This window comes from Paenibacillus sp. JJ-223 (genome assembly GCF_927798175.1).
GTDB lineage: Bacteria > Bacillota > Bacilli > Paenibacillales > Paenibacillaceae > Paenibacillus > Paenibacillus hubeiensis.
Genome location: NZ_CAKMMP010000002.1, coordinates 336443 through 358412 on the forward strand (window position 1 = coordinate 336443; position 21970 = coordinate 358412).

The window sequence follows — 21970 nt, forward strand, 5'->3', positions numbered from 1 at the left end:
ATGGCATCATCGGCTCGGGTGCGGCTGCATCACCCATTTTTTGAGATTCTTTACGGATATAGTAACACATTAAGGCACAATTTGACTCTATAATATCAAAAAATAATGACGAAAAACCCCAAATCCCCCCTCATTCATAGCCATATATGGGATCACATCGTTAATAGGCGTCTATATATTGTGTTCTAGTACAACATGAATCGAATGCTGCAAAATACTAGAAATGGAGTAATAACCCGATGGATTACGATCACAAATTCCAATGTGACTATACTGTGAATATTACCCACTTGTCGCTTTTTATGACATCACATTTGCAAGAAAAATGAATTTCTTGTCCATGTAGACCAAAAAGCACCCCTCTGTCGAGATTCGACCCGCATGGGCCGACCCAGATTGCAGAGAGGCGCTTCTCCTCATTTGCCAACCGATCAATTCGTTATCGCTTTGTGATCTGGATTATTCAAGGTCTGACGGTTACCTTCAAGACATCACTCTTTACCGATCCACTTTCATTGATCCATTCCACAACATACTCATATTCCCCCGGAGCTCTGTCCGAGATCGTCACCTTCGCCTCTTGGGCATTAGGCGTGGCTGCCGTCAGCGTCTGTGCATCGATCTCTGCTCCGTTCTCATACAGGCGATATGAGGTAGCATTGGTGCCCCACCACATATTGATGGTAATGATGTAATTGCCGTCGCCATCCCAATTGTCGGATGAAAGCACAGGTTGGCCTGGCGATGCATCCGCAACCGTCACGGTGAGCGGCGCACATTCGGTCGTCCCTTTGGCATTTATCAGCTCACACGTGTAAACATATGTGCCGTTGACTCGTCCTGAAATGTCCGTGACCGCCTTCTGGGCCGATGGCGTCGACGCAGCAAGCTGCTGGGTATCGATCAGCTCGCCGTTCTCATACAATTTGTATTCGGTACCGTTGTTTCCCCACCACATGTTCATCGTGATCGTATAACTTCCATCAGCGAGGCCATCTCCATGCGTGTTATTATCGGACAACACCGGCATTCCCGGTGCCCCGTCTGCCTGATCCGCAGTCACGACCGTCACTTCGACCGACAATTCGGTGGCCAGACCGGCTCCATTCACCGCTCGTGCAGTGAACTTGTGTTTGCCGACCAGACCCTTCAGACTGATTTCGTCACCCTGTTTCACCAGCTCCCCATCCCAGGTCAGCACCAGTTGGGTAATGCCCGATTCGGGATCTTCGGCTTGGACGTCCACCTTCAATACTTCATCTTCCTTCATTTTCTCTGCAGGCAGTCCGGAAATGACCGGAGGGGTTGTATCCTCGGGGGCTTGCGGTTCACCGACATAGCGAATGCTCGGTGCTGCAGGCTGTTCCATGCCTACGCCAAGATGAAAACCCGTATGCGGCGGTTGGTTATAGGCAACATTTTGCCATGCTACGCCAAGACGATACACCGGATCATGCATCAGCGTGCGAATTCTCACGTCCGTCTCATCCGTTGTCGTGTAGATGCGGAGCTCCGAGCTGTCCTCGCTGCGCCACATCACTTCCTCGCGCCAATCGCCGAACAGGTCAGCCTGCAAGCTCGGATTGGCTTTGGTGCCGTTATTGGAGGCTGATCCCGCAGCCGTGAGCAGGTTCACCGTGGTTTGATTTTCGTAGTCCCATTTGTCGACTCGAATGCCGTCCTGCAGCTCGCGCAGCAGGTCCCCGTCCCACCAGATGCCGAAATTCGTGGAAGAAGGAATATTTGCGGAGATCAGTTCCCCCTGGGCACTGTACAGACCGGTAATCGGGATATGCTGTTCATTCGTAATGGTTGCAGCCCATACTTCCGATCCCGGGTAATTCGGATCGATGTCTGCCGCCATACCGCGTCCGGTATCCATGCCGGTGAATACGCCCCAAAGCACTTCTCCTGTCGCTGCATCGCGCATTTCCATTCCGTACTGCGAGCTTTTGTTCTCGTGCACGCCGAACACTTCCAATCCCGAACGCGTCGGATCCAGATCGCTTAAATGCATGGCATCCCCGTGGCCGAGCTTGGTGTTGTACAACGGTTTGCCGTCATCATCGATCGCCATGGCACCAAACGTAATTTCGTCCTTGCCATCTCCGTCGACGTCGGCAACCGACAAATTATGATTGCCTTGACCGGCATACTCCGCGTGCCCTTCATCATTGGAATCGAAACGCCATACCTGGCTGAGTTTGCCGTCGCGGAAGTTATAGGTTGCAAGCACGGTGCGCGTATAATAACCGCGGCTGAACATGGCGCTTGGACGTTCCCCGTCCACATAAGCTACCGCTGCCAGGAAGCGGTCTACGCGATTGCCGTATCCGTCTCCCCATGAAGCCACGTCCCCACGCGGCGGATCATAGTCCACCGTATCGAGAGCAGCTCCGGTCCTGCCGTCAAACACGGTGAGGAACTCGTCGCCGAGCAAAACATACCCCGAGCTGTTGCGGTGGTCGGCATCGGCGTCGCCAATCACCTTGCCCTGCCCGTCGACGGTGCCGTCGGCAGTACGCATCATCAGCTCTGCCCGGCCATCGCCGTCAAAGTCGTATACCAAGAACGGAGAGTAGTGAGCCCCTGCGCGAATATTCCGCCCCATGTCGATGCGCCACAGCCTGGTTCCGTCCAGCTTGTAAGCGTCCATGTACACGATGCCCGTGTATCCGGCCTGGGAGTTGTCTTTAGCGTTAGATGGATACCACATCAGCACGATCTCGTACTCTCCGTCACCGTCCAGGTCACCCACGCTGGCATCGCCAGCATGGTACGTATATGGCTGACCATCTTTCGTATAGGCATCCGCTGGCTTCTGCAGCGGTATCGGCAAATACTGCTCCTGCCATACGCCGAACTCCTTGGTCGCCGCTTTTTCAATGCCATTCAACACACTTGTAATGCGGTATTTGGAATTCTCCGTTCCTTCCGCATCGGTATAGTTCGTGCTATTCGCGATCGGCTCCTCATTCAGCTTTTCTCCGTCGCGATATACGTTGAATGCAATGGATTCAGGGTCGAGGCCCAGCATGCGCCAGCCGAGATAGTTGCCGTTATCCGTCCGAACCGCTACCGGTGCGCGATCCAAATACTCCATCTCGCGTTCCAGCTTCGTTGCGACAGGCGTCTCAAGGACGGCCGACAGCTCCGATACGCCGCCCGCATTGACGGAAGCGACTTTGTAGTAATAAGGAATCGTGCTCAGAATCGTGGAATCCGTATATGTCGTTTCTTTGGTTCGACCGATCAGGTCGTAAGGTCCGTCTGCCTTGACCGCTCGATAAATCTGATATGAACGTGCACCTGCAGCTTCATTCCAGCCGATGGTGGCATCGTTCTTGTTAATGTTCTGCAACGTTAAGCCGGAAGGGACTTCGGCTTTGTCGACGGTGGAATCAATGGTCGATACGGACAAGGCATTGGAAGTTACCGATTCCGTCCCCGTGCTGTCCACGGCTGTAACCGTGTATACATATTCTCCGCCCAGCTCCACTTCGTTGTCCACGTAGACGGTCTCTGCCGTCGTAATCAGCAGCTCGGCCTTGGAGGCTCCGCCGGATTGGCGATACACCTTGTACTCGGCCGCATCCGCCGCCGCTTCCCATGATAGGGCAGCCGTAATCGGATCGGCGTCGAGGTTCAATTCATCCAGCTTCAGGTTTGCGGGAGCCGTCAATACGGGCGTGATCTCGATCCCGTTCAAATGCGCCGTTTGTCCGCTGAACACCAGATTCATCTGTCCATCCTGAACCGTGACTTGGTTGAACACCTTTTCGGCAATATTTTGGGCGCCGGAGGAGACGGTACCGTAATCTTTGCCTTCGATGTTAACGTTCGTTCTGGCCGATCCGATCCAGTCGCCCGTATACGTCTTCACCGAGTACGTTCCGTTCGGCAAATCCACCTTGAATTCGTACGACCCGCCGAAATAAATGACGAAATCGCGGCGCAGGTCATCGGTGGCGCTGCCACGGTCCCGATCAGCCATATTGGCTGAAGAGGTCAGGCCGTAACCCCGTTCCGGCGTATAAATCGTATTCCGATTGACCTCGGTGTACCCTGCAGCTACCGGCGAGCCGACCGGGCCGAAATCATAACGGTAATTGGCCGATTTGGTCGTAAAGCCGACTTCATCCGAAGCTTCCGATTCGCCGCGTCCGTTCACGGCAGTAACTCGAACGGTGTAGGATTGTCCTTCGGCCAATCCGCTAAGCGTAAGCGTAGGCACGGTGGCCGTTCCTGCCAGCTTGTAGGCTGATTCCGGCTCGGATGCCAGTTTCCGGTACACTTTGTAAATATCAGCGGCGTCATCAGCCGTCCATTTCAACACAGCCCCTGCGTTGCTGATGCTGCCTGCTCTAAGATCCTGCGGTTTGGCCGGCACTTCGGCCGGAACCTGCGCATCCTTGACGGCGGCGGACAACGGAAGGTCCAGCTCACGGATGGCACCGGCAACAAGCCTTGCGATCTGGATCGCTCCGTATTCCTGGAAGTGGGTATTATCCGTTGCGCCGTTCGGGAAGGCCTGGTAGATACCCGCCGGCACATGAAGGAATACCGATAAGGTCGCCTCCGGCCCGATGGAATCGTAATATGCGATGCTAAGCGCGCTGAGATCGATCAATTTCACGTTTTTCTCGGCCGCGACTTCCTTCATCGCCTGCACGTATTCAGGGAAAGACACATTAAATTTGCCCGTATCCGCGTTGAAATCGCGGCGTCCCATCGGCGTCACCAGAATTGGCGTAGCACCCCGCTGCTCCACCCCGTCTATGTAAGTCTTCAGGTAGTTTTTGTAATCGGCGGGTGAGGCGTAGCGATCGGGAACGCTGATCGTTGCGTCGTTATGCCCGAATTGAACCAGGAGGTAATCGCCCGGACGAATGGCGCGCAAAATTTCATCCAGCCTGCCTTGGAAAATAAATGACTTGGAGCTGCGTCCGCCGATGGAATGGTTTTTGATCTCCACGGCATCACTGAAGAACGATGGCAGCATCTGGCCGTATCCGGCTTGAGGTTTCCAGTACGGGTCATACGTCTGCATGGTGGAATCGCCCGCAAGGTACAGCACCGGTTTGCTCCCAGCCTCCCGCTCAGGCAACCTTTCAATCGTAAGCGCATTCAATTTGGCGGCCGTTCCGGCGAACTCAAAGTTCATCTGCCCGTCCACCAGCGCAATGTCGAAGCTCATCTCCAAAAATTCACCAGCCGCTTTGGCCGTGGGCAGCACCTTATCCATGCTCTCCACCTTGATGGCAATGTCCGTATTCCCTTGCGGGTCGCCCGCCACCAGGGAAACGGTGTAATCGCCATTCGGCAAATCAACCTTGAAGCCTGCCCCTTCGGCCAGCAAGGCAAAGTCCGATTTGATCGGATCTTCCGTGCCCCGATCCTGTACCGTAACTTTAGACAGATCCGTGAAGCCGTAACCCGCCCCGGCAGAATAAGCAGCGCTCGCGTCAACCGCCGTATATCCGTCTGCCGTCCCTCCCGAACCGAAGTCGTATTTATGAAAGATTGCATCGGCAGCATTCCCTTCGGAAGCAGCCGCACTTACCGTTGTCATGCCAAACATCGTCCCCCAGCCCATGCTGGAGATGGTAAACACCCATATGAGCAAGATCAAGCCGATTCGTCGCGTCTTCGCGATCATCAATACCCATCCTTTCGTCATCTCATGATTGAATGATTACAGACAAATTGATGAAACCACTAAACAAGTAAGCGCTTGCAATATGTCGTATCCAACGTTTTTCTTCTCTGATTTATGTCATTTCCGGGCCCCGCATCGGCCCGCCCGCTTCCCTCCCCATACCAAAAGTAAATTACTTTCTAGATACTATCCTTTCTCCCAGGGAATGAACATGTAATTTTCCGTCTTCTTCCATTAAAAAACCGATTTTTTGATGTATTACCCTTGCTCAAAACCGTTTCAGTGGATCAGCACCGCCATAGCGATAAATGTCCTTTTCAATCATCAACCATTCAGTTACAATAGGGCAATGTGTGTCCGGACCCGGCGGATACAAATTTAAACCATTCAAGGATGTATGCTTCGCACCATCCGATTTGAACCATTGGAGGCTTATCAACAACTATGCAAACCGATTCACGCACTCAAGTCAAAATCATAAACGCCGATCCCAGCGCGATGGGATTATTCGGGCTGGCCATCGTCACTTTGGTCGCCTCTTCCCAAAAGCTCGGCATCACGGAAGGGCTTAGCTACGCGATCCCATGGGCGATTTTCCTCGGCGCGTTCGCGCAGTTGTTCGCTTGCATTCAAGATTCGAAAAGAAATAACACCTTCGGTACAACGGCCTTTGGCGCATACGCATTTTTCTGGTTTGCGATGGGGGCAAACTGGCTGATCAAAATGGGCGTGTTCGGCTCCACTCTTGCGGAACAAACCGATGGCAAGCAGCTCGGATTCGCTTTTGCCGGATATTTGATCTTCACCCTGTTCATGACGCTGGGCGCCGTGGAAGCGAACAAGGTATTGCTGATCATTTTCATTCTGATCGATTTCCTGTTCCTGGGCCTTACCTTCGACGCCTTCGGCATTGCCCCGCATATTTTCCATACCATTGCAGCCTATGCCGAGCTGTGCATCGGAATCGTATCATTGTACGGTACGGGAGCTTCGGTGCTGAACGCCCACTTCGGGCGAACGTTCCTGCCCGTTGGTGGACCATCCGGCATTTTCAAAGCCAAGGCTTAATAATATAGAAACCGCATAAATAAACCACACCAGGCTACTGCGATTGCAGTACCATTTTCCGATCGCTGTTATCCTTTTCGAAGGGGTGTCCCGAAAGTCATCATCGATGACTGAGGGACGCCCCTCTTTTGTTCAATGCTCGAACATTTCCCCATTTCATTCAAGCACTTTTCCTTTTCAAGCATCGGGAAGATGAAGGTATTGTCGAACGAAGAAGAACGAATTAGAATTTGAGAATGTGCAGCTGACGTCACATCGAAGTTAAAAGACCGCTAACAATCAAAATGTAAGCACTTACAGATTGAAAGGAAACGTGAACCTCATGATCGATTCCCGTAATTTAAACACACTTCGCAATCAAATTTTTATCGGGTCCCTATTTGTCATGATGCTTGTTCTCGGCTCCATTGCTTTTATTCTGTATCAGCAGGTTTCCGTTCTGCTTAGAAACAATGCGGAAAGCCACATTGAGCAGACCGCTATTCAGACAACAGGCAAGCTGGAGGCTTTAGTGAGCCAAATTGATACCTGGACCTCTCAAGTCGCGACGGATCCTTCTGTCCAGCTTTACTTGGCTCAGGAGTCCGCAGGCGGGACACTCAGCTTTACAGAGAGACAAAACCTGCAGGAAGAGGTGCGCAAGCTGGAAGCTTACGCAGCCTCCATCCGCTCCATCGAAATTTACACGAAGGAATACCGTAGACTTCTGCCGCTGGATGATGTGCAGCTGGATCAGCGCGTAGAACACGGACTAGTGGATGAAGCAGATCGAGCACAGGGCAGACTGGTCTGGTTCGGCATTGATCCGCGGGATTCTCACAGTGTCGTTGCGATCCGCAACATCAGACTGATCAACCAGTCGTTTGAGGCAGCCGGTTATTTGGTCGTACGTATCGATAAAAGCTACTTTCAGCTCACCGATACCCAATCCAACAGCAATCGGCCGCTGGAGTACATGAATTTGTTCGACGGAGCCGGCAAGCCTATTTCGATCGCTCCCATGCCAGGCATCAGCGCGAATATTCAAGCGCACCAGCTTCAATCTTCCATTCAGCTGGACGGTAAATCGTATATCACGGTGACGAAGCCTTCGGAAAAGACAGGCTGGAACCTGGTCATTTTATCCCCGGCAGATTACAAGGCAGAGGGCATCAGCCTGCTTCAAACCGTCATTATCGTTTCAGGCATTGGAGGCGCCCTGCTGTTCATCATCCTGTCCTTTTTTCTATCTACAATGATTACGAAGCCCATTCTGAACTTGATTAAGGTGATGCGGAATTCCAAATTCGGGACGTTAAAGCCAAGTACAGTTACCTCTGCCACACTTGAAATACGGGAGCTGAACAACACATACAATCAGATGGTGGACAGAATGAATGAGCTCGTAGAGGTCGTGTATCAAAAAGAAATTTTGCAAAGCCGTACAGAGCTTAAAGCGCTTCAGTCTCAGATCAACCCCCATTTCTTGTTTAACACGCTGGAAGCCTTCTACTGGGCGCTCGACGAAAAAGGAGAGGATGAGCTGGCTGAGAGTGTCATTGCGATGTCCGGTCTGTTTCGCTATGTCATTAACCGGGGGGATGAGGACGAGTGGGTGGCTATAGATCATGAGCTGACGCATGCTGAGCGTTACTTGACGATTATGAATATTCGGATGGGAGACAGGCTCTCCTGGAGTATCACATGCGATCCTTCATTACGATCTGTTCCTATACCCAAGCTGCTGATTCAGCCCCTTGTCGAAAATGCCATTCTACATGGAATTGAACAGCAAGTCGGCCCAGGGAGCATTGAGCTGACGGTTTCTCCATCAGAACGTCCGGGATATACGCAGATTATAGTCAAAGACAGCGGACCGGGAATGGACGACGAGAAGATTCAATCCCTATACACGGCCATGAAAGAAGGACGTTCGGCTTCTTCAAAAGGAAAGGGCATCGGCATTGCCAACATCTACGGAAGATTAAAGCTTAGTTACAGCACCAAGGAACCTGAAATGCGTATAACGAGCCAAGCAGGAAAAGGAACCGTCATTGCACTTACGATACCAAATGAACCGGGAGGGTCTTTTTATCATGAAGACAATACTCATTGTGGATGATGAACCGAGAACCAGAGAAGGCATACGGAAAACGCTAGAATCTTGGTCATCCGGACAGCACACGATCCATATTTTATCGAGTGCAGTAGAAGCGTTGGCATGGCTGCAGGTGAATCATGCCCATCTTGTCATTACCGATATTCGCATGCCGGAAATCAGCGGGCTCGATTTGATTGAACAAATCCATTCATCCCCCTCCCCTCCTGTCGTTATTGTCATTTCAGGGCATGCCGAGTTTGATTACGCCCAAAGAGCGCTGAAATACGGTGTAGTCGAATATTTACTCAAGCCGATCGACAAGAAGAAGCTCGTTGCGGCGGCGGAGCTGGCTCTTAAGCGTTATGAGGACCAGAACCAAGTAGAGCAGATGAAAAAGCTGGTCGATCCAAAATTGATGGAGACCGCTCAAGAGAATCGTATGTACAGCACATCGATTCGGGAAGCGATGGATTACCTTGATCAGCATCTGAACGAGCCGGTATCCCTGCGTGATCTGTCCCGGGTGCTTCATATGAATACAAGCTATCTTAGTTCCCTGTTCAAGGAGCAAACCGGCCTTACCTTCAGCGATTATATGACTCGCAAGAGACTTCAACGCGCCAAGGAGCTCCTCGTGAATACGAGACTTTCCATTAACGAGATTTCGGAGCTCGTCGGATACCAGACTCCGAAATATTTTGTGAAAGTGTTTCGAACAGCGGAGAATGTAAGCCCGGGCAGGTATAGAGCGAATCTGCAAACCAGCTCGGAGGAGAAAATCCAATAAAAGTGGTATTACACCCAAAGCCTGTTACGTTATGCGCTTACAAAAGCTTTGCTACAATTCAACTAGAGTCGATAAAGCGGTTTCACAACCGACCAAGATCAATAAGCAAAGGGGATGTAAACGTGTTCAAATCTAGTAAAAAGTGGACGTTTATGATCATGACGCTATGCTTCGCCATCGCGCTTGCCGGCTGTGGCAGCAGCGGCAGCAATGGCAGCGCAAATGGAGATGAAGGTGTCTCGGACGGCGATAAAACAACAATCAGCTTTATGCATCTGTGGCCTGAGGGTGTATCTGCCGGACAAAATAAAATCGTAAATCAAATTATTCAAGATTACCAGACAGAAAACCCGAATGTAACGATCAAGACAGAAGTGCTGGACAACGAACAGTATAAAAACAAGCTGAAGGTACTCTCTGCTTCCAATGAATTGCCTGATGTCGGCATTACCTGGGCTGCAGGCTTTATGGCCCCTTATGTTGAAGGCGGACTGTTCACTCCGTTAGATGATCTGCTGGACGGTGATTTAAGCGGAAAATTTGTAGAAGGAACAACGGAAGCCTTCAATATTGATGGCAAGACATACGGTCTGCCGCTGGAGTTTAACATTACCCCTGTTTTCTACAACAAGGCTATTTTTGAACAGTATGGACTGAAAACACCGCAATCGTATGATGAATTGAAACAGGTTATTACTACTCTTACCGACAACGGTGTTGCTCCCATTGCGCTCGGCAATAAGGACCGCTGGACAGGATCTCTCATTTACATGTTCCTTGCTGAACGCTTTGGCGGACAAGAGGCGCTTGCTAAAGCGATTAACGGCGAAGGCTCCTTCTCCGATGAAGGCTTGCTCAAGGCGGCAGCTGAAGTACAGTCACTCGTAGACAGCAACGCTTTTATTAAAGGCTTTAACGGGCTTTCCAATGAAGAAGCCAAATCCGAGTTCCTGAATGGAAACGCAGCAATGTACATCATGAGTACTTGGGAGCTTCCTAACTTTACAACGAACGAGGAAATCCCTCAGGAATTCCGCGACAGCGTCGGTTTCTTTAAATTCCCTGCAGTCGAAGGCGGCAAAGGAAGCGTTGACAGCTGGGTAGGCGGACCCGGCGTAGGATTGTTCGTATCTGAGAATTCCAAAGTCAAAGAAGAAGCAAAGAAATTCGTAGAGTATTTTGTAGCTAAATGGGGTGAGCAATCTGTTACCGGCGCAGGTGTGATCCCGGCAACTAAAGTAGACACTGCTTCACTTGAGCTCCCTCAGCTGTATATTGACTTGTTCAACGAAATGAACAAAGCAACCAGCATTACTTTGTATGCCGATGTGCAGATGCAGGCATCAGCGGCTGAAACCCATCTGAATCAAATCCAGGCATTGTTTGGCAAAGCGGTGACTCCTGAAAACTTCGCTGCCGAGCATGACAAGGCTATTTCCGGGAAGTAACCAACAAGAATAACCATCAAAATCAGGTGAGCTGGCCCGGTTCTTGCACCGGGTCAGCTTATTATGCAGAACGGAAAGGAGTTTGACTCAAATGGATAAGGTAATGTCTAACAAGAAGATGATCGCACTCTACGTCCTTCCATCCCTGCTGTTAATTTTGGTGCTCGTTTATATCCCGATTCTGTTAACTGGATATTACGGCCTGCATGAATGGAACGGAATAGGCGCCATGAAATTTATCGGATTGGATCACTATAAGGAGCTGCTGCAGGACAGCGTATTTTGGAGCAGCGCTTGGCACTCCCTCTTGCTCGCTTTCTTCTCAGGCTTAAGCTTGATTATATATCTGGCTGTGGCTATGGTTGTAGCGGGTCGCATTAAGGGAGCTAATCTGTTCCGCAAAATCTATCTCGTCCCGATGCTGCTGTCCTCTGTTGCTATTGCACAGCTGTGGCTTCGGATGTACCATCCGACAAACGGGGTTATTAACAGCTTTCTGACGTCCATCGGCTTCGAGGACCCTCCTGCATGGCTGGCAGACCCTTCACTTGTACTGATTGCGCTCTTTATTCCCATCCTATGGCAGTATGCAGGTTTCTATATTCTGATCTACTACTCTGCACTGAAGAACATCCCGACATCGCTTGAAGAAGCGGCAAAAATCGACGGCGCTACAGGCATACAGATTGCCCTTAGAATCAAGCTTCCGCTTATTATGGAAGTCATTAAGGTTACCATCGTGCTATCCCTTGTGGGTTCGCTTAAATATTTTGACTTGATCTACGTCATGACAGGCGGCGGGCCAAACGGCTCAAGTGAAGTTATGGCCTCCTACATGTACAGCGAGGCATTTAAATCCTACGACTTCGGATACGGCAGCGCCATCGGCTTTTTCCTGCTCATTATCTGTCTTGTCGTGACCTGGATCATTCGTAAATTAACAGCGACCAAAGATACGATTCAATACTCATAAGGAGGTAACACATCATGATGGAAAGCACTGCCCGGCTTGGCGGATCTGCGCAATCCGGTTCCGGTATACTAAAAAAGACCGGATACTCGCTTCTATACATTATATTGATCGGGGTTGCAGCATTCCAGCTGTTTCCACTCGTATGGCTGCTGCTCTTCTCGCTCAAAAATAACCAGGAGGTATTTAACCTGCCTCCGCTGTCTCTACCGGCAAATCCGAAGTGGGAAAACTATGCAAAGGTATGGAACTCAGGCAATATTGATGTTTACTTTTTCAACAGTGTTTGGATAACCGTGGCAGCAACAATCATCACCGTGGTGCTTGGAAGCCTTGTGACCTTTGCCATCACCCGGATGAAATGGAAGGGCAGCTCTCTTGTCCTCGGCCTGTTTATGGTCGCGATGATGATTCCTGTCCATTCCACATTAATTCCGTTGTTCAGCATGTTTAACAAGGTCGGCCTGACGGATCATCCGCTTTCACTGGTGCTCTCCTATGTCGCCTTTAATATGCCGATTACGATTATGATCCTGCTGGGTTTCTATTATGCGCTTCCTAAAGAGGTCGAAGAAGCGGCCGTAATCGACGGGTGCAGCGTTAACCGAATGTTTTTCCGCATCGTTCTTCCGATGACAAGCTCTGTTATTGCCACAACAGGAATCATCAACATGATTTATAACTGGAATGAATTCATCTTCGTAAATACGTTTATCAGCTCCGATCAATATAAAACACTGACCGTTGGCGTCCAGAACTTTATCGGCCAGTACACAACCGACTGGGGCGCCATCGGTGCGACGCTGATGATCAGTATTCTGCCGATTCTCGTTGCCTACATGTTCCTCAGCGACCGGATTGTTGAGGGAATGGCGGCAGGAGCCGTAAAAGGCTGATGTAGAACAGGCTGTTTATGCGATTAATACAAGAAGCTCCGAACCTCTTGCGCAGGATTAATCCTTTGCGGAGAGACTCGGAGCTTTTTTAACACATGTTTAGATTACGCTTCGTTGCTCTTGTAGATGAAGTAATCAAAATCGGCAGGCAGGCTTTGGCCTGATGTGTCTTGAGAACGCATGCCCACAAATGCGCCGGTGAAGAAGCCGCCGCCTTGAATGTAATCATCCGACAGCTTGTGAGATTGGAACTGTACTGGAATAGTCGACCAATTCCGGCCATCCCAAGAATAAGAATACTCGTAAATGTCGTACTTCACATCGACACGCAGGTATACGTACTCCGCTTCGTCCGGGATAACAATCTCCTGCCCCTGCAGAGGCTGGGAGAACGTGAAGTTATCACATACTGCAAGCTCCAGCACCCTTCCCTTTTCCTCATTCCAGGTAATCTGGCAGGAGGTCCAGTTCTGGGTATTGTAGTAGTTTGCAAGTCCTGCCGATTGCTGGAAAGTCGTTGGATTAAACGCAACTTTCGTCTCCGCTGTAAAGCGGAAATGCTGCCAGCGTCTTGCGATGAAGGCCTGCGTAAACTTGGACGAGAAGGACTCTTTGCCGTACAATCTCAAATGCCCCGGGCGATCCGTCAATGAGAGAACCGAGCTGCCAAGCGGAATACGCAGGCTTTGGAAATGCAGATTCAGCTCTTCGCTGTCAAAATCGTCTTTTTCCGGGAAGTCAGGATCCCACTTGACCTCTTCCATATTCGGGCCTTCGATCTGAAGGGAAGGCTGGTTGCCGCCGACGACGTAAGGCCATCCGTCTCTCCATTCAAGGCGTTGAATCGCTGTTTCACGACCGAGCGGACAGTATCCTCTCGGATCAAGGAGCGGATGTCCTTCTCTCGAAAGAGGTCTTCCTGTCAAATGGACAAGGAACCACTCGTCGGTGTGCGTATGCACGATGGAAGAGTGCCCCGCCTTTTGCAGCGGATTCCTCGGATGTGCAAAGGACGAAATGAGTGGATTCTCCGGATGCACTTCATAAGGTCCGCGTAGATCTCGGGAACGGGCCAGCGTGGAGCAATGATCATACTTCGTTCCGCCTTCCGCAGTGAGCAGGAAGTAAACACCGTCAATTTTGTACAAATGCGGAGCTTCTGTCAGCTTGATACTGGTTCCTTTAAAGATAATCTCTGCTTTGCCCACCAGCTTCTGCTGTACCGGGTCAAATTCCTGCAGAGCAATTCCGTAGAAAGGGTGATTTCCAACACGCTGATCCCAAACCATATTGACAAGGTACTTTCTGCCGTCCTCGTCGTGGAACAGGGAGGGATCAAAGCCTGAGCTGTTCAAATAAATCGGTTCAGACCATTCTCCGTCAACGGTGTCACAGGTAACCAGGTAGTTATGAGAATCTTTCCACTGTCCCTCCGTCACTTTAACATCCGTGTAAATAAGCCAGAACTTCCCGTCACAGTAAGACAATGCTGGCGCCCAAATGCCTCCTGAATCGGGATTTCCCATCATATTCAGCTGGCTTAGACGATTTAAAGGCCTTGATACGAGCCTCCAGTTCTTCAGGTCTCTTGAATGATAGATTCCTACACCCGGAAACCATTCAAATGTCGATACTGCAATATAGTAGTCCTCCCCGGCACGGCAAATGCTTGGATCCGGATTGAACCCAGTCAAGATCGGATTCTGAATAACAGCCATCGTTTTGCTCCTTTGCATTACGGATAATCCTGTCTGCTGGCACTATATTTACCCTTCTTCTTCAACAGGCAGAAATCCGTGAAAATTTAGTAGTATACTGTAATCATAGCAAAGTTATTCATACTTACCCATATCCAGAAGAAGTCACTATTTACCCAAATCAAGCAAAAGTTTGCTGACCTATTGGAAGGTGCATCGATTATGGAACGCAGAGAAAATGTGATAAGAGATCATAGGGGGAACAAAGAGGAATATAAAGGAACTGAGTTTATGCTGCCTGATATGAATTCAACCTTCCGTGTCTTTGCTGCCCATTACCGCACCGTAGATCATCATTGGAGCTATCCTGTTCACTCTCATCCCTTCTTCGAGGTAAACCTCGTTTTATCCGGTACTCAAGAGATGAAAGTGAATGGGCAGCATTTTACACAACAGCCAGGCGACCTGCTGCTCCTTATCCCGGGAGAGGAACACGAAAGCTATGCGGCCGCTCACCGAGGCATGACTTATTACTGCATTCATTTTGATGTAGATGAACCGGATTTCAGAGAGCTGCTATGTGCCAGGGTCAGTCCTTTCTCAGCCTCAGACAGCGAGCTTAGCAACGCGATTCGTCCCGCACTGGACAAACTGATTATGCTTACGCTGGAGGGAGCTGGCGTGAGCGTCCAGTCCCGCATGATAATCCTGTCCGCCTTGTTTGAGCTGTTCGGAACACTCAGCCATGTCCTGTCTCAGGAAGGGCACGGCATCTCGTCGCAAATATCCCCCACCGCTTCCTATGTTGCCTCCAGGCTGGAGCAGATCGTCGGCGACATGGACAGTGAGGAGGGGGAAATTCGAACCCATGAAACGATTGAGTCCATAGCACAAGACGTCGGATACAGCACATCTTCAGTCAATCGCATGTTTACCCGTTCATTCGGCTTATCGCCAAGACAGTACATGTCTATGCTGATGCTCAAAAAGGCCAAGTTGCTGCTCATGAATCCCGAGACGTCCATCAAGGAAATTTCCTCTAGACTGGGCTATAAAAATATCGCTCATTTCAGCAGGCAGTATAAACGCTGGACAGGGGAATCTCCAAGCCAATTCCGCGACAGATTCCACAAATAATGGACCGCTTACGCACATGGCGAAGACAGGATAGACTAATTCCGGAAGACCGAGGCATTCGGCAGCTTCAGCGGTCGACATCCTGTTTCCGATCGATCGTCGGACTCGGTAATGCTGGGATCTGTTCGCAACCTGGACGGGCCGGAGTTCGATGAAAATATTCGTGTAGGTGATTCGCGAGGATCTGAAGACAGGGGAAAAGAAAATCGCCGCAACGGCCTTTCTTACCTTTGTGGCTTTGAACGAAAATAAACGCAAGCTGATCGTACCCAGGATCAATCCGGAAACGGAAGAGGAGAAAAAACGATATGAAACCGCTCCTGTACGGGCAGTCATGAGAAGGCAGCGGCGGGAAGAGAGCAACAAATTTGCCGACTTCCTGACCGTTAGCTGCCCTTGGGAATAATGCTTCCTATGTGGTCGAAGCCGGATATGTGGACAGCGTTCTGCGATCCGGCAGCTCCCCGCCCATAGTCAGGCACCACTGCCGATAAATGCGGTATGCCGATCCATCCTCAAGCAAGCCCTGACATGTATAAATGCCTTCCTCGATGGAACTGACGCGTCCCATCGCATACAGGCGAAAGCCTCCATTAAGCGCAACCTGGTTGATAAAAGCAACATGCGCTTCACCGCTCAATACCGCTTCGGCAACCTCCAGCTGCTTCTTCGCCGTCCACGCCAGCTCGGGTGCAGGGATATCCAAATCGTACGCCGCTGGGTCCACGAGCTCCAGCTGCATCTCCCCATTTTCCACGCCGTATACCCGCGTAGGCCGATCAATATACAAGTCCTCGGAGCCTTCCATGCCCTGAACGACATAAGCGCGGCGGTACCGGAATCGGGTAAGAAGCTTGGCGATCCGGTCCAGGAACGTATTATGGAACACGCCGAACACGAGATAAGGGGAGTGGTTGAAATCAATCAGCTTCTCCGCCGTATTGAACACCGTACGGAATCCCAATTCCTCCCGGAGCGGTCTAAGCTTACGCAGCGGCGCGCACCAGTCCTCGGACGATACATACATGACCCCGGTCCGCAGCGCAGCTTCCCTTGCATCCTCGCGATCCATCTGCCGCGGATCAATCCCGGCTTCCCGCAGCAGTACAGGCAAAGTCACCCCCCACTTGGGAGGCAAAGGCTCGCTGCCGTGCAGCGTGACCCGTGCCCCTGAAGCGGCAAGCACAAAGGCGGTCGGATACGTCGCCATGAACGATTTGGTTCGGCCGTCATACGGACCTGCGCAATCCAGCCCGTCTTCGAAGACGGCCATTCGCTCCGCGCCGTTACGGCAGGCATGCACAAACGCCTCCAACTCTTCCACGTTCTCCGTTTTCATGCGCTCGGCCATCAGGAAGGCGGCTGTCTGCACCGGAGATACTTCCCCATTCAATATTTTACCCGCAACCGCAAACGCTTCTTCGTAGTTCAAATCGCGCGCACCCCGTTTGCCCCGTCCAACCTCTCTAAGTATGGCAGACATATCCACAATGAATCCCCCTTCCGAATTAAGACTGAAGCAACTGATGGGCCTTCACGATTGCCTTAGCCACATCCACCATCCGTTTCCGTTCATCCATCGCTTTCCTGCGCAATTGATCATAGGCTTCCGATTCGGAGATATGCCTCATCTCACACAGAATGGCTTTGGCCATATCGATCCATTTCCGGTCCTCCAGCCTGGAATGGAGCTGCTGGCGTTCCCGTTCCCACTGCTTGCGTTCCATATAATGCCTGGCAGCAAAGTGGAGCGTCCAATGAATCTCCGCCCCCGCCATGGAAGGGGTGAGCATTCCATCGAAGGCAACACCGACCTCGCAAACCTCAGCGGATGTCGAAACCGTATCGGGTGCACACCACCAGAGCAGCGGTGTTCCCGTTTTGCCCTTTCCCAAGCAATCAGCCCAATGTTCTGCCTCGGTCAGAGGTAAATGTAGAACAGAAGCATCCACTTCGCCGGCCAACTTGAGAGCATCTTGCTCATTGCTCGTAACCTGAACATGATACCCGTTAGCCCCCAGCAACTTCTCCGGTGTCGGAGGGATCATGTCGGATGAGGCGAATGGAGGCGGCGACACACGGATGACCAATATAGAACGCATGGCGGATCAATCCCTCCCACTACTTAATCGGAAATTTGCACAAAATCGCAATGTAAGCGTTTCAATCGTTAATTTATGTCACATCGAATGACACTTTTCACTTCAATCGCCTTCATGTAATTCGAGACGAGCTTTTCGTTCAACGACCGATTCTGACGCCTAGGCAGCTCGCTTCATAGAAGCAAACGACCGGCTGATACACCCAATGTAAACATAATTAACTTCAAATTTCAATTACTTTTTTGTGTTAACTATGTTGACATATTGAGATGGATATTCTATAGTTAGCCATAACAACACCATATGATATCGATCACAGTTACAACGGCGTAGCTGGTGAAAACGGCAAAGAAGCCTGTTTTGCAATCTCGGAGTCAAGGGATGCGCATGTATGCGCACTCCTCCGGGGCATGACAGGCTTTTTCTATTTCAGGCAAGGCTGCAGGAATCACGCAGAATGGACCAAGGGGGTTATCGACATGAGTACAATGAAAAAACTGGTGCTGGTCGGCAATGGCATGGCGGGCATCCGCACAATTGAACATATCCTCAAGCTTGCACCGCACGCTTACGAAATTACCGTTTTTGGCGCGGAGCCGCATCCCAATTACAACCGGATCATGCTCTCCTCCGTACTGGCCGGCGGAACGAGCATTGAAGATATCGTCATCAACGACTGGAGCTGGTACGAAGAACATGGCATCCGCGTCTATCCAGGCGACCCTGTCATTCACATCGATGCCGATCGCAAGGAAGTGTTATCCCAAGCCGGCGTGCGGGCGAGTTATGACGAACTGATTCTGGCAACCGGTTCCCAAGCATTCATCCTGCCCATCCCGGGCTCCGACAAAGAAGGCGTCATCGGCTTCCGTGACATCAAGGATTGCGAAACGATGATGCAAGCGTCTCAAAGCTACCGCAAAGCTGCCGTCATTGGCGGCGGACTATTGGGCCTGGAAGCGGCGCGCGGATTGCTGAATCTTGGGATGGACGTTACCGTGATTCATATCAACGGTCATTTGATGGACCGGAACCTCGACCTTCCGGCAGGATTGATGCTGCAGCGGGAGCTGGAAGCACAAGGCATGAAGTTCCTGTTAAACAAACAGACCGAGGAAATTACGGGCAAAAAACGGGTTAAAGCGCTGCGTTTCACTGACCAATCGGTCCTCGAAGCCGATCTTGTAGTCATGGCCGTCGGCATTCGGCCGCAGATCGATCTTGCCCGCAAAGCAGGAATCGAGGTGAATCGCGGCGTCATCGTCGACGATTACATGAACACCAGCATCCCGGGCATCTCGGCTGTAGGCGAATGCGCAGAGCACCGGGGCATCGCCTATGGACTTGTCGCTCCCTTATACGAACAAGGGACGGTGCTCGCGAAGCGGCTTGCCGGCGCGGCAACCCAGGGTTACGAAGGGTCGGTGACCTCCACCAAGCTGAAGGTGTCCGGCGTAGATGTGTTCTCGGCAGGACAATTCAAGGATTCGGCCGATACCCGCAGCATCCGGATCCAGGACGACGTGGACAATGTCTACAAAAAGATGGTGATCAAGGATGGCCGGCTGATCGGAGCCGTACTGTTCGGCGATACGACCGACGGCGCCTCCCTCTTCTCCCTCATCAAAAGCGGGGAGAACATCGGCGGCCGCGAGAAGGAAATTCTGCTCGGCGTGCCTGCTGGAGGCGGATCAGGCAGCGGCCCGTCCGCAGCCGAGCGCATGGCGGCCATGCCGGATGACGAGATCGTCTGCGGATGCAACGGAGTCACCAAAGCGGCCATTGGCGATGCCGTGCTGAACAAAGGCTGCAATACACTTGGCGCAATCAAATCGTGTACCAAAGCCTCCGCTTCCTGCGGAGGGTGTAAGCCCATCGTGGAATCGCTGCTCGTACACTTTGCAGGAGATGCCGTCGGTGAACAGGTGAAAGAAGGCATCTGCGGATGCACCTCCCTCGATCGTGACGAGATTGTCGCAAGCATCAAGGAGATGGGCCTCAAGAGTGTCAAAGAGGTCATGAACGTGCTCGGCTGGAACGAGCCAGAAGGCTGTTCCAAATGCCGTCCGTCCCTCAATTATTACCTCGGCATGATCTGGCCGGGCGAATATGAAGACGAGCGGGTATCGAAATTCACGAACGAGCGGTACCATGCCAACATTCAAAAGGACGGCACATACTCCGTCATCCCACGTATCTATGGCGGCGTCACCTCTCCTGCAGAGCTGATTAAAATTGCCACCGTAGCCGAGAAATACGACGTGCCGATGGTCAAATTCACGGGCGGGCAGCGTCTCGACCTGCTCGGCGTGCAAAAGGAAAACCTGCCGAAAATATGGGAGGAACTCGATATGCCTTCCGGCTTCGGTTACGGTAAAGCGCTGCGGACGGTCAAAACATGCGTAGGCTCCACCTTCTGCCGTTTCGGCACGCAGGATTCCATCGAAATGGGCATCCGCCTGGAGAAGAAACTCGACAAAATGGTGGCTCCGGCCAAAGTTAAACTGGCCGTATCCGGCTGCCCGCGAAACTGCGCGGAAGCCACGATCAAGGATCTCGGCGTCGTGGCGATCGATGGCGCATGGGAAATCCATGTCGGCGGCAACGGCGGCGTCAAGGTTCGCGCGGCCGAACTGTTATGTACGGTGAAGACCGATCTGGAAGTGGAAGAATGGACGTATGCCTACTTGCAATATTACCGCGAGAACGCTCGCTGGAACGAAAGAACGGCAGCCTGGATCGAGCGGGTCGGACTGGACCACGTGAAGGAAGCGCTGGCGGACCGGGACGTGCGGCTGGCCTTGATCGAAAGACTGGAGCTGACACTGGGACATACCGTTGATCCTTGGAAGGAAATTATCGAGAACGACGAGCTGCGCAAAAACTTCACGCCGCTGGCCAACGTGCAGCCTGCAGCCCACTAGAGAAGGAGGAACAGCAATGGATCGATTGCGAATTGGACATCTGGCGGACATCGAGGAAAAAGGAGCTCGCACCTTCATGATCCGCGATACGGAAATCGCCGTATTCAAGCTAAGCGATGGCAGTCTGCATGCAGTGGAGAATCGGTGCCCCCATAAAGGCGGGAGGTTATCGGAAGGCATGGTATGCGGCACGGCCGTTCACTGCCCGCTGCATGACTGGAAAATCGACCTTCGGAGCGGCAAAGTATATGAACCGGACGATGGGTGCCTGAACACGTACAAAACCGAAGTGGATAGCAGCAGCGGCGATATTTACATTACGATTGCAGGATAAGCGACAGCGTGGTCGGAAGCAATGGCCGACATTTCATCAAGGAGGAATGGCTCATGAACCAAAGCAACCGAGGCTCCCGGGGGAGCGTCAGCATCATCGGAGCGGGCCCTGGCGATCCTGATCTGATTACGGTCAAAGCGCTGAAATGCATTCAAAGGGCCGATGTCATCCTGTATGACCGTTTGGTAAATGACCGGCTTCTCGCCGAAGCGCCGGAGGATGCCTTGCGCATCTACTGCGGCAAAGCTCCTGGCTTGCACTCCATGACTCAGGAGATGATCGGACGCATGCTGGTAACCCATGCCCTTGAAGGAAAAAGGGTCGTGCGCCTCAAGGGAGGCGATCCGTTTGTCTTTGGCCGCGGCGGCGAAGAGGCTCTGGCGCTCGCCCAAGCCGGCATCGATTACGAGATCGTGCCCGGCATCACTTCGGCGACGGGCAGCTCCGCGTCCTCCCAAATCCCGCTCACCCATCGCGGACTCTCCTCTTCGTTTGCCTGCATCACCGGAACGGGCAGCGATGGCAGAGCTTCTTCCGTCCGATGGGACCTGCTCGCGCACGGCGTCGATACGCTGGCGATCTATATGGGAATAAGCCAGCTGCCCCATATTCAGCAGGAACTGCTTCGGCACGGCAAAAGCGGCTCCACTCCGGCCGCGTTGATCGAACGAGGCACCACGTCAGCCGAACGTGTCATTACCGGTACGCTGGCCGACCTGCATATGCTGGCCGTATCCGAAAAGATCAGCAACCCGGCGCTGATCGTCATCGGCGAAGTCGTGAAGGTTCGCGAACAATTGCTGCATCTGCAGTCTTCCGCGGAGTCCTCCATGACAGGTTAAGGTATAGCCCTCACTCCCCTCGTGCT

Annotated in this window: 14 protein-coding genes and 1 pseudogene; 11 read left to right on the plus strand and 4 right to left on the minus strand. The window is 51.8% G+C overall.

Annotated elements, in window-relative coordinates; genetic code table 11:
• Positions 1-463: 463 nt before the first annotated feature.
• The gene (locus L6H98_RS31245; RefSeq protein WP_290371419.1) at positions 464-5659 is read right to left on the minus strand and encodes a fibronectin type III domain-containing protein; all 5196 of its coding nucleotides are present in this window, start codon (positions 5657-5659) and stop codon (positions 464-466) included.
• A gap of 444 nt (positions 5660-6103) precedes the next feature.
• Here L6H98_RS31245 and L6H98_RS05090 point away from each other — a divergent pair, with 444 nt between their 5' ends.
• From L6H98_RS05090 to L6H98_RS05115, 6 genes are all read left to right on the plus strand, one after another.
• Positions 6104-6727: an acetate uptake transporter gene (locus L6H98_RS05090; RefSeq protein WP_236413383.1), complete on the plus strand. Its 624-nt coding sequence runs from the start codon at positions 6104-6106 to the stop codon at positions 6725-6727.
• Between the two features lie 322 nt (positions 6728-7049).
• Positions 7050-8828 carry a sensor histidine kinase gene (locus L6H98_RS05095; RefSeq protein ID WP_236413384.1) on the plus strand — a complete coding sequence of 593 codons (1779 nt, stop codon included), beginning with the start codon at positions 7050-7052 and terminating at the stop codon, positions 8826-8828.
• Entirely contained in the window at positions 8803-9594 is a 792-nt protein-coding gene (locus L6H98_RS05100; RefSeq protein WP_236413385.1) for a response regulator, read from the plus strand. Before L6H98_RS05095 ends, L6H98_RS05100 begins: the two co-directional genes overlap by 26 nt.
• Positions 9595-9716: 122 nt before the next feature.
• Positions 9717-11042, plus strand: a complete 1326-nt coding sequence (locus tag L6H98_RS05105) for an extracellular solute-binding protein (RefSeq protein ID WP_236413387.1) — start codon at positions 9717-9719, stop codon at positions 11040-11042.
• A 91-nt stretch (positions 11043-11133) separates the two neighbouring features.
• Positions 11134-12015: a sugar ABC transporter permease gene (locus L6H98_RS05110; RefSeq protein ID WP_236413388.1), complete on the plus strand. Its 882-nt coding sequence runs from the start codon at positions 11134-11136 to the stop codon at positions 12013-12015.
• A gap of 14 nt (positions 12016-12029) precedes the next feature.
• Entirely contained in the window at positions 12030-12908 is an 879-nt protein-coding gene (locus tag L6H98_RS05115) for a carbohydrate ABC transporter permease (RefSeq protein WP_236413389.1), read from the plus strand.
• Positions 12909-13012: 104 nt separating this feature from the next.
• Here the strand turns inward: L6H98_RS05115 and L6H98_RS05120 are convergent, their stop codons facing one another.
• On the minus strand, positions 13013-14626 hold the full coding sequence (locus tag L6H98_RS05120) for a glycoside hydrolase family 43 protein (protein WP_236413390.1): 1614 nt from the start codon (positions 14624-14626) through the stop codon (positions 13013-13015).
• Between the two features lie 270 nt (positions 14627-14896).
• On the opposite strand from L6H98_RS05120, the gene L6H98_RS05125 reads away from it, so the two are divergent.
• On the plus strand, positions 14897-15742 hold the full coding sequence (locus L6H98_RS05125) for an AraC family transcriptional regulator (RefSeq protein WP_236413391.1): 846 nt from the start codon (positions 14897-14899) through the stop codon (positions 15740-15742).
• A gap of 118 nt (positions 15743-15860) precedes the next feature.
• Positions 15861-16148 (plus strand): annotated as a pseudogene (locus L6H98_RS05130) (acyl-CoA thioesterase); the annotation flags it as partial.
• Between the two features lie 6 nt (positions 16149-16154).
• On the opposite strand, the gene L6H98_RS05135 reads toward L6H98_RS05130, so the two are convergent.
• Together L6H98_RS05135 and L6H98_RS05140 are read right to left on the minus strand one after the other, a co-directional pair.
• A complete protein-coding gene (locus L6H98_RS05135) occupies positions 16155-17225 on the minus strand; it encodes an anthranilate phosphoribosyltransferase (protein ID WP_236413392.1) in 1071 nt (356 codons plus the stop codon).
• 25 nt (positions 17226-17250) lie between these two features.
• A complete protein-coding gene (locus tag L6H98_RS05140; RefSeq protein WP_236413393.1) occupies positions 17251-17844 on the minus strand; it encodes an ANTAR domain-containing protein in 594 nt (197 codons plus the stop codon).
• A 479-nt stretch (positions 17845-18323) separates the two neighbouring features.
• On the opposite strand from L6H98_RS05140, the gene nirB reads away from it, so the two are divergent.
• The 3 genes from nirB to cobA are packed head-to-tail and all read left to right on the plus strand — an operon-like array spanning position 18324 to position 21944.
• Positions 18324-20768 (plus strand): nitrite reductase large subunit NirB, encoded by a 2445-nt coding sequence (gene nirB / locus L6H98_RS05145; RefSeq protein WP_236413394.1) that lies wholly within the window; start codon positions 18324-18326, stop codon positions 20766-20768.
• Between the two features lie 16 nt (positions 20769-20784).
• The gene (gene nirD, locus L6H98_RS05150; protein WP_236413395.1) at positions 20785-21102 is read left to right on the plus strand and encodes a nitrite reductase small subunit NirD; all 318 of its coding nucleotides are present in this window, start codon (positions 20785-20787) and stop codon (positions 21100-21102) included.
• Positions 21103-21155: 53 nt separating this feature from the next.
• Positions 21156-21944 carry a uroporphyrinogen-III C-methyltransferase gene (gene cobA, locus L6H98_RS05155; RefSeq protein WP_236413396.1) on the plus strand — a complete coding sequence of 263 codons (789 nt, stop codon included), beginning with the start codon at positions 21156-21158 and terminating at the stop codon, positions 21942-21944.
• Positions 21945-21970 lie beyond the last annotated feature (26 nt).